At 32.2% G+C, this 14219-nt stretch carries 13 protein-coding genes, 1 pseudogene and 1 other annotated feature; of the genes and pseudogenes, 4 read left to right on the top strand and 10 right to left on the bottom strand.

Annotated features, from left to right (window positions below; translation table 11 throughout):
• Window positions 1-67: 67 nt before the first annotated feature.
• The 6 genes from AC1Q8M_RS09505 to AC1Q8M_RS09480 form a co-directional block, all read right to left on the bottom strand.
• Window positions 68-1093, bottom strand: coding sequence for a serine hydrolase domain-containing protein (locus AC1Q8M_RS09505; protein WP_016512732.1), 1026 nt, complete (start codon window positions 1091-1093; stop codon window positions 68-70).
• Between the two features lie 262 nt (window positions 1094-1355).
• On the bottom strand, window positions 1356-2588 hold the full coding sequence (locus tag AC1Q8M_RS09500) for an MFS transporter (RefSeq protein WP_000793345.1): 1233 nt from the start codon (window positions 2586-2588) through the stop codon (window positions 1356-1358).
• Window positions 2589-2653: 65 nt separating this feature from the next.
• Window positions 2654-2912 (bottom strand) — a binding site (T-box leader).
• Between the two features lie 175 nt (window positions 2913-3087).
• A complete protein-coding gene (locus tag AC1Q8M_RS09495; RefSeq protein WP_098256185.1) occupies window positions 3088-5226 on the bottom strand; it encodes a penicillin-binding protein in 2139 nt (712 codons plus the stop codon).
• 285 nt (window positions 5227-5511) lie between these two features.
• Window positions 5512-6111 carry an undecaprenyl-diphosphatase gene (locus AC1Q8M_RS09490; protein ID WP_001110122.1) on the bottom strand — a complete coding sequence of 200 codons (600 nt, stop codon included), beginning with the start codon at window positions 6109-6111 and terminating at the stop codon, window positions 5512-5514.
• A gap of 247 nt (window positions 6112-6358) precedes the next feature.
• Window positions 6359-7348, bottom strand: a complete 990-nt coding sequence (locus tag AC1Q8M_RS09485; RefSeq protein WP_000644511.1) for a zinc-binding dehydrogenase — start codon at window positions 7346-7348, stop codon at window positions 6359-6361.
• Window positions 7349-7520: 172 nt separating this feature from the next.
• Complete coding sequence (locus AC1Q8M_RS09480) at window positions 7521-8027, bottom strand: GrpB family protein (protein ID WP_098361607.1); 507 nt, start codon at window positions 8025-8027, stop codon at window positions 7521-7523.
• Window positions 8028-8154: 127 nt separating this feature from the next.
• Between AC1Q8M_RS09480 and AC1Q8M_RS09475 the strand changes: the two genes are divergently transcribed.
• On the top strand, window positions 8155-9036 hold the full coding sequence (locus AC1Q8M_RS09475; protein WP_000654531.1) for a protein kinase domain-containing protein: 882 nt from the start codon (window positions 8155-8157) through the stop codon (window positions 9034-9036).
• A 33-nt stretch (window positions 9037-9069) separates the two neighbouring features.
• On the opposite strand, the gene AC1Q8M_RS09470 is transcribed toward AC1Q8M_RS09475, so the two are convergent.
• The 4 genes from AC1Q8M_RS09470 to AC1Q8M_RS09455 all read right to left on the bottom strand — a co-directional run bounded on the left by AC1Q8M_RS09470 (window position 9070) and on the right by AC1Q8M_RS09455 (window position 11682).
• Window positions 9070-9366 (bottom strand): hypothetical protein, encoded by a 297-nt coding sequence (locus AC1Q8M_RS09470; RefSeq protein ID WP_098855362.1) that lies wholly within the window; start codon window positions 9364-9366, stop codon window positions 9070-9072.
• 311 nt (window positions 9367-9677) lie between these two features.
• The gene (locus tag AC1Q8M_RS09465) at window positions 9678-10148 is read right to left on the bottom strand and encodes an NUDIX hydrolase (RefSeq protein WP_000210489.1); all 471 of its coding nucleotides are present in this window, start codon (window positions 10146-10148) and stop codon (window positions 9678-9680) included.
• Window positions 10149-10941: 793 nt separating this feature from the next.
• Window positions 10942-11322, bottom strand: coding sequence for a hypothetical protein (locus AC1Q8M_RS09460; RefSeq protein WP_000450247.1), 381 nt, complete (start codon window positions 11320-11322; stop codon window positions 10942-10944).
• Window positions 11323-11469: 147 nt separating this feature from the next.
• Window positions 11470-11682, bottom strand: a complete 213-nt coding sequence (locus AC1Q8M_RS09455; RefSeq protein WP_098361605.1) for a hypothetical protein — start codon at window positions 11680-11682, stop codon at window positions 11470-11472.
• A 582-nt stretch (window positions 11683-12264) separates the two neighbouring features.
• Here AC1Q8M_RS09455 and AC1Q8M_RS09450 point away from each other — a divergent pair.
• From AC1Q8M_RS09450 to AC1Q8M_RS09440, 3 genes and pseudogenes are all read left to right on the top strand, one after another.
• Entirely contained in the window at window positions 12265-12729 is a 465-nt protein-coding gene (locus tag AC1Q8M_RS09450; protein WP_000796393.1) for a hypothetical protein, read from the top strand.
• A gap of 307 nt (window positions 12730-13036) precedes the next feature.
• Window positions 13037-13501 carry a hypothetical protein gene (locus tag AC1Q8M_RS09445; RefSeq protein WP_001109242.1) on the top strand — a complete coding sequence of 155 codons (465 nt, stop codon included), beginning with the start codon at window positions 13037-13039 and terminating at the stop codon, window positions 13499-13501.
• A 301-nt stretch (window positions 13502-13802) separates the two neighbouring features.
• Window positions 13803-14209 (top strand): annotated as a pseudogene (locus tag AC1Q8M_RS09440) (magnetosome magnetite crystal formation protein family).
• Window positions 14210-14219: the final 10 nt, after the last annotated feature.

Here is a 14219-nt window from a genome sequence, read left to right as displayed (position 1 = left end):
TTCAGAACAGAAACAATCATAAACCCGTTTAAATTATTTTCGTATCTCTTCTTTTATATCCATATAATTAAAAAGCTCTTTCTATTTCTGTCATTAATTTTTCAGGTCCTGCCTCTTTATTCGATGGAATAACTAAAGTGATTCCTAATTCTGGATATATGGCCGAGCGAAAACTGACGCCTGGATCATATCCCATTACATGATATTTGAATACCTTGTTTTCTCGTGTTTCAATCCATATTCCATATCCGTAAGACTGTTTATCATTTACATGAATGTGGGGAGTTAAAAGTAACTTTGTATATTCCTTTCCTAAAATTTCATTATTAAATAGTGCCGCCCAAAATTTCAACATGTCTGGTGCAGTAACATATGCACCTCCATCAGCCCCTCCTTTTATTGGTATAGAGTAAGCGTTTGTTCTCCAATTTTGGTTGGTTTCGTCCTTTATATATCCTAGAGCTGTATGTCTTGGTAATTTATCTAACGAAAAATAGCCAGAATCATTCATGCCAATCGAATTAAAAATGTTTGTTTCTATATACTCCGTAAATTTAAGTCCCGTCTGTTCTTCTATTATTAATCCAAGTATGATAAAACCTGCGTTGTTGTAGTGAAACTTACTCTCAGGTGCAAACATCATATTACTGTTTTGGAATAATGGTAAAAAGTCTTTTAAGCTCTTTAATAGATACATAGGTGTTTGTTTCCAAAGATCCCCGAAGTTATCCATAATACTTTCATCAAAATAATCTGGTATACCAGAGCTATGCGTTAGTAGTTGATGTATTGTAATATCTTCATCGAAGTTTGGAAGTTTTATCTCTAGACAATCCTTTAATTTTGTATGAAAAGAAATAACACCTTTTTCAACAAGTTGACAGATTCCAATTGCAGTGAAAATTTTACATCCTGAAGCAATGCCGAATCTTGTTTGTATCGTATTGTTTATACATTCACTTTTGTTTGCGTAACCCATTGCTTTTTCATAGATTAAGTCTTTTTCTTTTTTTACTAAAACTACCCCAGAGAAATCTATTTTCTTTTGTATTTCTTTTACAATTTTATTAATTTCATCTTTTGTTTTTATCACGACACCCCCCCTTGTCTTTCGGTATTGTTCTTTACCCTTATTAATTTTTCCATATAAAGGGGAAAGAACCCTTTTATTAAATACGATAAATTGTTAATGAGAACACAAAGTTCATTTCGAATGTATTCCGCTATTTGTGGGCAGTAGGACCCCCATCTCAAAATTCAGCGAAAGCAAAGAAGTTAAGTGGGGACCCTGCTGCCCGTAAAAGCCCGATTGGTGAGGGCTGATAATCAGTGGGGGATGCCCCCTGATTAAAGTTTCACTTTATTGATTCAGTAGAATACAACTTAGATTGTGATGGGAATAAAGTAAACACACACAAGACGATAGTAATAAATAACATGATCAATGAACCTACAATAACTACAAGTTGTATAGAAATGAACTGAGTCGCAACACCAGATAATATTGTAATAAAGATTGTTACTAACGCAATAATAAGTCCATAGATACTTCCGATCCGTCCCATTATATGAACGGGAATGTTATTTTGGTAAAACGTATAAAATCCTGTATTTGCATATGCCATAGAGAAAGATAAAATAAAGAATCCAATAGCAGCTATTAAAAATATATTTGAAAAAGCATAAATTAAATAACCAATTGCGATGAATAATGATCCTATTCCAATTAGAAATGAAGGTGCTAATTTCTTTGACAAAATTGTATTTGTTATGGCACCTAAAATAAATCCTGCACCAGCTATACTAACTAGAAAACCATATTCACTATCTGTTAGTAGTAATACCTCTTTCGCAAACGATAGTTCAAGTGAATCAGTAGCAGTTGCTAATACGAACATACTTTGAAATAAGAAATACACACATACGACATACACATGTTTTCTACTAAAATTTATAACAGTGTTCCAATCTTTTTTTAATACCGTAAGAGATAATGTATTACTTGTTGTATCCGAAGCTTCTTTCTTATCAAGATTAGGTAAAAGTAATGTAATTAATCCTGATAAGAGAAATGCTATAGCATTCATATATATAGCAAACTCAGGTGTACTCGCAATTAATAAAACCCCTGCTATCGCTGGACCAATTAAAGATGCACCAGATCCTATTAAACTGCGTAATGAGTTGAAACGTTGTCTTTGCTCTACTGGAATTAATTTCGTCATATACGTCATAGCAGTTGGCTCATAAATTGCACTGGCCATACTTATAAAGAATACGAATACATAAACAATCCAAAGTGACGGAAGTAAAGGTAAAATAGCGATAAATAACGCACGATATATATCGAGGTGAATCATTAATTTCCGTTTATTTAAACGATCAATCATACTCCCAGACCAAGCGTTTGTAAATAAAGTGGCTAATGGTTTTATTACATATAAAGTAGCAACAGCTAAGGCTGAGCCACCCATATTATAGACAAGTACATTCAGTGCTATTAAGTAAATCCATGCCCCTAAATTCGCAATACCAACTCCGGACAATAGTAATAAAGGATATTTCCAATCTTTAAGTAAATTTTTCATTTTTGGCCCCCGCTTTCAAAATTGTTTTACAACAATAAAAAAATCCCACCCCCAAGACTTTTAATCTTAGGGACGAGATTTATCATCGCGGTGCCACCCTAGTTTGTTAATATGTCACCATACTAACCTTATCAGGTACTGCATTCTAATTCATGCTTATACCATAGCTCTATAACGGGAGCTCCCGTCACACCATCCCCTAATAATAGGTTCCGATATGCTGCTCAGAGGCTTGGTTCAATAAAGAATTTTTACTCCTTTTCAGCTACATGGAGCTCTCTGTGAAAAATTCATTTTATTTACTCTTCTCTTCACTGCATTTATTTTTTCCATATTATCACATATGCATTTAACTGTAAATAAACAATAATCAGATATTTAACAACGTGTCACTTTTAGTTCTTTTATTTATTATTTTTTCTAAAAATTACGGTGCGTGAAATTACTCGCAACTCTAACGAAAGAGCTATTTGCATATAGCTCCTTCCAAATGCCTGGATTAATTCGTATTCGCCTCTGTTAACGGTTGTAACGGCGGTTCTAATTCTAGTTCTAGTGTATCTCCTTCTTGTAAATCTTGTCCTTTTTCAATACTTTGACTCGTTACATAACCCGTACCAGAAGTTTTCAAATCTAATTTCAAAAGTTTAGAGAAATACATAACATCACGCATGGACCACCCTTTTACATTTGGCATTTGTGCGTTATTCCCTAATAAAAATATACGATCACCTTCACTTATTACCTCGCCAGACTGTGGATATTGTTTTATTATTTTTCCTTCTCCTAAAATTACCGGCTGTAGCTTCTCTTTTTCTACACTTTTCTCTATTGTATCCATCGATTGATTTACATAATTTTGTACTTTTAATTGAGATTGTTTTGCTGCATCAGCTATTTGTTTTTCTGTATACGGTTTCACCTTTAAATATTCAAGGCTGTTTTTTATAACAGGTTTAAATATTTCAGCAAGAGGCTGAGCTCCATACTCATCTCCTTTTAACTTTGGCTGCTTAATAGCTAAGTATACGATTAACTCCGGATCATCAATTGGAGCCATTCCTAAAAAGGAGAAAATGTAATTCTCTTTCCCTTCCATATATCGGCCGTTTTCAGGATTCGGGATTTGTGCTGTTCCTGTCTTACCTCCAATTGGATAACCATCTACTTTATACATTGTACCAGTTCCTTTTGAAGATGTTATAACACGCTCCATTAAGCTTCTAACCTTGTCCGCTGTTTCTTTTTTTATCGGATTCCCAATTTCTTTCGGTTGATTTTCCATAATAACTTCTTTGTTTGTTGGATTTACAACTTTATCAACGATATATGGTTGCATCATTTTCCCGTCATTTGCTATAGCAGTAGCCGCTTGGATTAATTGAATCGGAGTTACTGTAGAACCTTGACCAAAAGAAGTTGTAACCTGTTGAATTTGTGTATTTAATAATAAAGTATTTTTCCTTTCTCCAGGTAAATCTATCCCTGTTTTTTGATTGAATCCAAATTTATTCATATATTGCTTAAATTTATTTGGTTTCAGTAACTGATCTTCTAAAATAGAAAAAGCTACGTTTGATGACCTTTCAAATCCTTCATCAAATGTAATTGATCCCCATCCAAATCCACCATTATGGTCTTTTATATCAGATGAACCAACGGAATATTTTCCAGATTGAAAATATTCTTTTCCGTTATATACACCTTCATTAATGGCAGCTGCTAACGTAAAAACTTTCATTGTTGAACCTGGTTCATATGCATTTGCAATCGGGTCATTTAAAAAGTATTCGATATCACCTACATTAGGATTGTAACTAGGTTTACTAGACATTGCTAAAACCTTTCCTGTTTTTGGATCAGCAATAATGCCAATTAACATAGAAGGATCATAATGTTCTTGCGCTTTGTTCATCGCTTCTTCTAAAAAGCTATTAATTTGTTTATCAAGCGTTAAATATACGTTATTCCCATTTTTAGCTGGTTCTACTTTACCTATATCATTCGTAAGCGGAATCCCCCTTCGTGTACCCACATATTCTATATTCCCGTTTGTAGAGCGCAAATATTTATCCAAACTCTTTTCAAGCCCAAACTTCCCTTCCGTATTCCCTTTATCATCTGGTCTAGCAAAACCAAGTATATAGGATGCAAAGTCTTCATTCGGATATACTCTTGCTTTTTCCGACATAAAAGATACACCTGGTATTTTTAAATCATTAATTTTTTCCTTCTTTTCCCTAGATAAGTTCCGACCAATTTTCCCAATTTCAACTTGCGTACGCCCTTCATGAAAGTTTTTTAATACTTCTTCTTTATCAATTTCAAGCGCATCGGCTAATTGTTGTGCGGTTTCATCTTTATTTTTCACTTTATCTTTTCCTTTTAAATTCACAACAACTCGATACGTTGTAGAATCTTGTACTAACACCTTTCCGCTTTGATCATAGATAGTGCCACGATTCGCTTCTAAAACACCTTTTTTATTATGTTGTTCATTCGCGAGATCCTTTACATTCACATTATGCACGACTCCTACTGCCTGAATATAGAATATACGCAAAATCATAATAAGAAACAAAACAATAAAAGCAATCATCATATATCGAGCGCCTTTATTCGTTTGGAGTTTTTGCATACTTATCTCCTCTCTTTTGGAATGGATTCGTACGAAGATCCGTTTTAAAATTTGTAGTTTTTGTTTGCGATACTATATGTTTCGAAGTTTTCTTTTTAATTCCTTTAAAACAATGCAAAACTAACTGTTGTTATTTTGTGTCATTATTTTATATATTTTAAATACGGTGCGTGAAATTTCAGAATATTAATTAGTACAACTTGATTACAGAGCACTCTAAACTCTTTTCGTATTTCCTAAAAAAATTCCCCTCTGGATGTCCAAAGGGGAATTTTTTTAGGAAAATTATGCGATATGGTTATATTTCGCTAAGAAAGGAATTCGTCTCGCTACTAATGCATACATTTTGAATACAAGTTTCGCTATTGGTTCAAACATACGTGTACTTTGCATTACTAAAGCGCTCGTAATAAGTGTTAAGAATGCTGCACCAAGTATATCTAAAGGATAATGAACACCTACGTACATACGTGATATACCGACTATTACTGCCCATAATAGCGCGATATATTTCAGTTTTTCTCCTCTAAGAATAAATACGAAGGCGATTGAAAATACAAGTACAGAATGATCACTAACGAATGATGAATCTGCTGCATGTGGTACTAATTGATGTACATCATGTGATACGAACGGACGCGGATGGTAATATACCGCGTGTATAAGAACATTTACTAATAATGCAATAATAACCGAAAGCGTCGTATATAAAACTGTATATTGTTTTCTAATTGCCTTTTCTTTCTTTCCATTATTAAACCATAAGATAAACATAAATAGAACGGCTACGTATGCAGCGCTATTTGTAATAGCAATCATTAACGTATCTAATAGTTTGGATGAATCAGCAAAATTATTAAACCACTGAAATACTGTGTAATTCATTAAACTCTCTCCTTACATACAAGTGTTCTTGATTTACACAGTATACAATACCATTATGAAAATAGGCTTAAACTTTTTTCATCTAATTCTCATTTTACTATTACTCATGTGACAATTATTAAACAAATTTTATACGCTATTTATGTATAAAGCCGGTAAGCCTTTATAATAAGGCGGTTCGTATTTTTTTCATGTTTGAAATACATAACATATTCATTTAAATATACTAATTGCAAAATCATATTTTTTAATTCATTTGAAGTACAATATTTCCGAATTGTTCCCCATGTTCCATACGGCTTAGTGCTCGAATTGCTTCTTCTAACGAGTAAACCTTATCAATAATTGGTTTAATTTGATATTTTTCAATAAACTTTATCATCTCATTAAATTCCTCACGGCTACCCATGGATGTTCCCATAATATCAATTTGATTATAAAATAATGCGCGTAATGGTAATTCAATTTTATCTCCTGAGCTTGCACCAAAATTCACGATTCTTCCATTTGGTTTTAATACATCAAAATATTTCAAGAAAGTTGCCGGGCCTATACTATCTATTATTAAATCTACTTTTTCACCTTGTAAGCTCTCTTCCCAATTTCCGGTACTATTAAAAGAAATATCTGCACCATATTTTTCAGCAAGTTCCCTTTTATTCTCTACCCTTGAAGTAACACTCACTTTTGCGCCGATTGCTTTCGCGAATAACATGGCAAATGTAGCTACACCACCTCCTATTCCCGGAATTAAAACATGTTCACCGCACTTCAATCTACCCTTTGTAAAAAGTGCTCTATATGCTGTTAATGCGGATAAAGATAAAACACCTGATTCTTCCCAAGTAAGATATGCCGGCTTTTCTACTACATTTTCAGCCGGTACAATTACATATTCAGCAAACGTTCCATCTTTCGGTCCACCTAGCACTTCCGGTAACTCCGGTACTTCAGTAGCATGTTCCCATCCAATACTAGGATTAATAATAACTTCTGTATGTAGTGTAATATTTGAAACTCCTTCTCCTATTTCTGTAACAATTCCTGAGCCATCTGACCCTATTACTAATGGTAGATCCATTTCTTTTCTATTGTTTATAATAAATAAATCCCTATGATTTAACCCTGCAGCTTTTAACTTTATTTTTACTTCACCTGCATTAGGACTTATCTCAGGTGAAAATTTATATTCTAACCCCTCTAATCCTTTTTCATATTGATGTACAATAGCTTTCATTGCTTAATTCCCCCTTAATATTTCCAATGTACTAGAAATATCAAAATAAATAAAATAGTTTGCCTCCAATAATTAGAAATTATATATTTTGTCATGAAAAAAACAAAAAATCCTCTCCCTATAAAAAGTATAGGAAGAGGTTTCAAAACTAGTTAGATAAGAATCTATAAATTTATTGAATTCTAGCCAATTCTAATATTTTTCGAATAAATGGCGCTTTTGCCTTTGTATATGAAACACGATCAAAAGCATATGTAATAGCAATCCTCTCTTTTAATTCTCTATATTCTTTACGTGCCCATTCATGGCTTATTAGAAAGTCACGAAATAAAATATTGTTTCTCCACTCATCACTATTATAAATATAAATATGCAAATGATGAGTACCCGCTCTCCATTTTCCCTTTCTAAAAAAACGCCAATTGGTTGCATCTTTTGGAACATACTCATATCCAATTTCCGATAGAACTTCAATCCAGTTTTCAGTAATTTGTAAGTCTGTTACGCCAATCATCATATCAATAAGAGGTTTAGCTCCTAATCCTTCTACTGCTGTGCTTCCTATATGTTCAACAGCAATTATTTCTTGTCCTAACAAGGAACAGAATTTCTCTTTTTCTTTTATATACTCTTCAACCCAGTCTTTTTGATATGCTTTAATAACAATTTGTTGATCCATTGTATTCACCTCTTTATAAGTGTTTATCATTATATTTATAAAATTTTATATTATTAGCATAGGATTTCCATAAAATATGTCGAATAGTGGTATGTACAACATAATTATATTAAATGTGAGGTAATCTATGAAAGATAATTCCGTGGAAATTCAGTTAAATAACGTAACATTCCAATTAAAAGAATATCATAATTTTGATTGGCTTATTAAATTAGGGACCGTATTTGCAGTTTTTGACCAGCAAGACTCAGGTAATATAAGTTTTGGTGTAGAAAAAGATGGGCATAAGAAATTTATCAAATACGCAGGAGCACAAGCAATTGCATTTGAAGGAACAACGGGTCACGCTATTAAAAGGCTAAAAAATTCAGTTACTATCTATGAAGATTTAAAACATGAATCGCTCATAAGACTAATTGATCATTTTCCAGCTCAATCTGGATATGTATTAATTTTCGATTGGTTTGATGGTGAATGTCTTCATTCGCATTGGAGTTTCCCACCTCCTGAGAAATATAAAAATCCAAACTCACCATTTTATAAATTTAGGCATTTATCTGCTATAGAACGAATTCATTCCTTACATTCCCTTTTTTCTTTCCATACTTATGTAGAAAAGAAAAACTATGTAGCGATAGATTTTTATGACGGTAGTATTTTATATAATTTTAATACAAACGAAACAAAAATTTGTGATATAGATTTATACAGTAAGAAACCTTACATAAATAAAATGGGCCGGCTATGGGGTTCCTCCCGTTTTATGTCACCAGAGGAATTTGAACTAAACGCAACAATTGATGAAAGAACAAATGTATTTAATATGGGAGCAATGGCTTTCTCACTTTTAGGCGGTGAAAAAGATCGTTCTTTTATAAAATGGGAAGCAAGTAAGGAATTATATGAGGTAGCGTATCGTGCTGTAAATAACAATCGAGCAGAACGGTATGCATCAGTTACAGAATTCTACGAAGCGTGGTTAAAAGCGGCTAATGCAGAAAATATATAACCTTAAATTATTAAAAGAAATATAGAGTTTATACTATACTTGTTTTGTTTTCTTTGCTATTGCAAACTTCAAAAAAGCTGCAAGTAGGAGGAGGAGCGGTATTCCCTGAATAAAGAGACATCCTCCAAAAAAATCAAGCGTAGTGCTATATGGAGAGTCTGTTGCCATCACACCTATAAATAAAGCCATTGGACTTGTGAGTAGATTTATCCCTAAACAGATCATTATCAATGATAGATTTTTAGCCTTAATTTTTGATGAACCAGACAAGAAAAATAAAAATATCGCAGTACCAAATATAAGAAACATTGTTACATAAAAATTTACCATAATATCCCTCCATGAATCTAATTGTACCATTAGAAAGGACAAATTTGAATAAATAGGATATTTATGTAAGTCAGATATAGTGTCTCTTTATCAGTGGCAAGAAAAAAGTGGATCCCTACTCTCTCACAAGGAATCCACTCTTTCTATTTCTACAACTCTATTTATATACGTTCCTCTTTTTGTCCTTACGAGAACTGCCATCACTAGATCATTAACATAATTATCTTTAGCGGAAGTTAAAGTTTTTTATTTTCTTGCTCAATTAAAGCACCTGTTAGTTAAAGATTATGGATAATTAATTTGAAAGTTTTTTATCTAAATACACCTTTTCTTTTGGAAAGCCAATCTTCTAAGGCATCTTCGTGTAGTTTTGTGAATAATTTTGGTATTTGGTCTATTGGGAAGTATTTTAAATCCAAAGTCTCAATACCATCTACAGTAAGTTCTCCACCAATTGGCTTACATTGAAAACAATGAGTGATAGTCTGAGCTTTATCTCCGTTCGGAAACTCACCAGAATATTTAGAATAGACACCTATAAGATGTTCAACTTCAACATTTAATCCTGTCTCCTCAAATATTTCTCGTTTAGCGGTTTCTTCAAGAGATTCTCCAAGTTCCATAGCACCACCTGGAAGACCCCATTCATTTCTATCTCCCCGTTTTTGTAAAAGAATTTCATTTCGTTCGTTATAAACAATACCTCCAGCAAAATTAAGAAATATTAAATCATGTCCTACTTTTCCCCGGATATAACGAATGTAGTCCTTATTTGTAGTCATAAATCCCCTCCTAATTTATATATAAAATACAAATTAATTATATATAAAGATAGAAGAAAATAGTAACAAAAATGATAATATTCCTTATTCTCATAAGGGATTTGCCCTTTACTTTTTATCAATCTATGCGTTTATTAACCATTTCTATTCTAATACCTTCATTTCCTAAATCCCCTTTCAAAATAAAGAGAACACCATTTCTTAAAACAATTTTATCGCAGTTCTAAAAATTGGTGTCCTCTAGTTTTCTAGCCGGACTATATTCTATTTTCAAGCCCATTTCTATCTCCCCATGAATAAAACTCAACGTTCTGTTTATACTACAACTACATCTAGAGACACATCACTGTTTAGAGCGGCTAGGTTTTGTTAGCTGCTCTTTTGTGTTTTACACAAATAAAATCAATAACTCAGCATATAATATCTATGTAGCTAGACTATTACCTCTGTATCGAGCAGTTAGGCTGGGCTAAATGCTCTCTTATTTATGACAAAATAAAACTTTTAAACAGAATTACTTTCGTATAACATTTTCAATCTCGCTTACACTATAACTGTAAATTTAAGTTACACATCTATTACTTGTAGGGCCTAATTTTCTTTTGTGTAACAATTGGTTAGCTCATAAAGTTAACCAATTTGTTGCCTTAAATATTTTTTATTTCTCAATACTTAATACCTAGAATTAATTCTAATTTATTGGCATTAAACTATTGACATTGATTTTCCTCATATGCAATTTTTGAAAAGGCCTTTTCTCTCACATTAGGCTCTTTTATTTATTAAAAAAAGATTATTTTATATAGATTACTATAAGCATCCATAAAGCCAAAGCACCAATGATAGCGAGTACTATACGTGTAGATAGTATCCTTACTTCAAAGTCTGTTTTCTTGGAGGGTTCAGGATATGCAATTATGTAAATTCCCTTTAATAATGCAAGCCATGCAATAACCGTTAGGAATCCCTGCCAGTTGAATACCCATACATTATGTAGAATTACAGTACCTAATCCTAGGAAAATTGATAGAAAACCATACATAATACCAAACCCTCTGTCTTCAACCACTAATTTTTTTAAGTCACGTAGCACCGATGGACGGACGAAAAGTATTCCCGATACGATAACCGTCATCCATCCCCAGAACAGCCCTAAAAAAGTACTAGTTTCCATTATTATTTCACTCCCCTCAATTATATTTATATTTCAGATATTCCTTCCTTTAGAACAATTCCAGCACTTTTATGTGTAGGTTAAGGTCTGCTCTTTTTTAATACAAACATTCCGTATTCAATGCCCATACTTAATCACACCATTTCTCTACAAAATGAAATTTTTATTAATCTTCCTCATCTCCGTAACAGTTATATAATTCCTAGCATTCTTCCGACTTGCTATTCTCCTTTGATACGCTGGTCTTGTATAAAAACGAACTGTCGCAGGAAGTACGCCCATATAATTAGCGCATTTCTGTATAGTTCCGATACATAACAATGATTCACGTTTATAAACGACGTACTCCTTTAAGTTCATTTCTAAGTCCCCTTTTCTAATAAAATAGCGTTTTTGTTTAGTTTCACTCTAAAAGTAAAATTTTCATTTTTTCATTCAATCAAGTTCATAAAATATTCTTTTCCCCCGATAAAATAATGATTAGGTGTCCCACGCGCATTTTATCCACTGGAAATAATACCTTTCACGTACTTACGTATTAGAAACTTCATTTCTGCTTCTTCTCCACTAGCAATTTTGTTCACTTTTTTGATACATTTATGAAACATTCACATGTTATCTTCAATATGTTCTATTCTTTTTGAAAAACCATGTGAGAATACCAAAATAAGAAGCCCTAGAGCCCTAACTCTAGGGCTTCTTGTTTTCAAATAAGGATTTTGCTAAAAAACTACACATTTATTAAGAACATGCATAAAATATAATGTGGTATTCTTTTTCAATATTAATGTTTATCCGAGAGCGCCTTGAATGGCGCTCTTTAATTTCCAAATAACATTTTTAGATAATTACGAGAGCGGATTTTATTATGTTGTACAAGCACTACTTCACTTTATTAAATAGACTATATAGATATTTAAAAGAAGGGAGCTTTAAATTCATATGGCTGATTACTTTTATAAAGATGGTAAAAAATATTATAAAAACCAATCACATTCCAACAATCAAAAAAATAACTGTTTTATTGAAACTCATACGATAGCTGGTTCTGCAGAAAATGAAAATGGAAATATACCTGTTTCAGTTTTCCTTGAAACCACCGCTCCACAAACTGTATTTGAGGATTTTACAAACAATCATAACAAAACATTAATTCAGTTATTCGTTGTCGGTATGAGTGCACCCGTTCAAGTAACTATTCTAACAAGAAGATCTAGCGTACCAATTACTACTACATTACAACCTGTTCAAACAAAAATATTTCAAGTTGAAGATTTTCAAAGTCTTACTCTTACAAAGCAGGAAGGCTCTACTAGTGTAGTTAGTTTATTTGTTCAAAAAACATTTTGTATATGCTGTAACGATAATAACGATTCATGTGATGAATATTACCAAGAATGTAATTGATAGATTAAATCACCAGAAAAACCCTTTATATAAAGGGTTCTTTTCCTTTTACTCCCCTCATTTTCCCGTTTTTTATTAAAATAACGATTTTATTATGTTTCCTAACTTACAGTAATGTCCTTAAAAAACATTCATATATATTTATCAGATGCACTTTTAAATCCCAGAGTATCAAATACTTTTAAGAGTTGACTGACCAATAATATTCGAATTATCTTTAAAAACTTATTAAAAATAACTTAGATACAAAAAAGCTACGTTTTATATAGGATAAAAAATTATTTTAAGTAAAGGAGCTTGATTATTTGTGAATTATCAAAATGATAACAACTCTAACATTCACAAACCTTGTTCTTGTCCATCTCCCACGGCTAACAGTTTAAATGTTGTTCAAACTACCCCATCAATAGTTTCTGTAAACTCTGCGATTCCACTAGATACCGTGGTAAATTCTAATGGTACGGCAATCTCATTCACACCACCAACAACTGTTTTACTTGAAGGTGGAAGAACCTATTTGGCAATCTATGAAGTGCAAGTTATTATTCAACCAGGAGGTAATTCGGCAGGTATAACTATGTATCTGAATAATAATCCTATCATTGGCTCAGGTACTTCTCTAGGATATACTGCAGGATTCACTTCTGTATCAGCACCCGCAATTTTCACTACACCTCCAGGTATAACAAGTACTCTTACTGTTAATGTAGGACCATATTCTAATACATTGAATACGTTGGGCTTAACTCTTGCTGTTGTAGCATTAACATAATAAAATGTAAAACTCTCTAAAATGATTTTATTTGTCCCTTAACTGTCTATTGGGCTAGCCTCTAAGAACTCCCCATAACTACATATAGAAAAAGTACATTATTTGGTTCGATAGTACTAGGTGACTCGGCTAGCACAATTGTTGAGTCACCTATTTATCTATAACAAAATAAAGCATTTGTTTAATTTATTACTTGTTCTTTTTAATGCATTATTCTATTACAATTCATTTTCATGTTATAATTACCAACAGTACATATTTTAATAGGCACAACAAATCTCATACATATAGGAGGACCTTAATGATCCTAACTCAAGAAAAGAACATAAAATTAATTATGCATTTTCTTACATTATTATCTTTTTTTATTCTTATTTTCTTTAGTGTCACAATTTTTTATATACCTTTGGTTTTCTATTTTGTATGTAAATCACAAAACATTCGGAAAAATATTCTTGAAGCTGTTTTTTTCAACTATTCATTTGGATAATTACAGTGATTTGGAATCTTTTCATAATAAGAATCTTAATGCTATTTTGGTCTAATTTAGACTTGGCTTCAAATAACGCTTTGATTATTTTCGGGGTAGCTTCTTTATATCTAATACTGTTTCTCTTGTTAATTTTTGGACCTATAAAAGGAATTTTATATGTGCTACAAGAAAAAGACTTTCATTATCCTATTATTTCTAAATGGATTAACAAATAAAAATACGTGT

The organism is Bacillus sp. GW823-FHT06A10, from assembly GCF_058795375.1.
The sequence above is the reverse complement of the archived record's forward strand: the minus strand, read 5'-3'. Positions and strand labels throughout refer to the sequence as shown.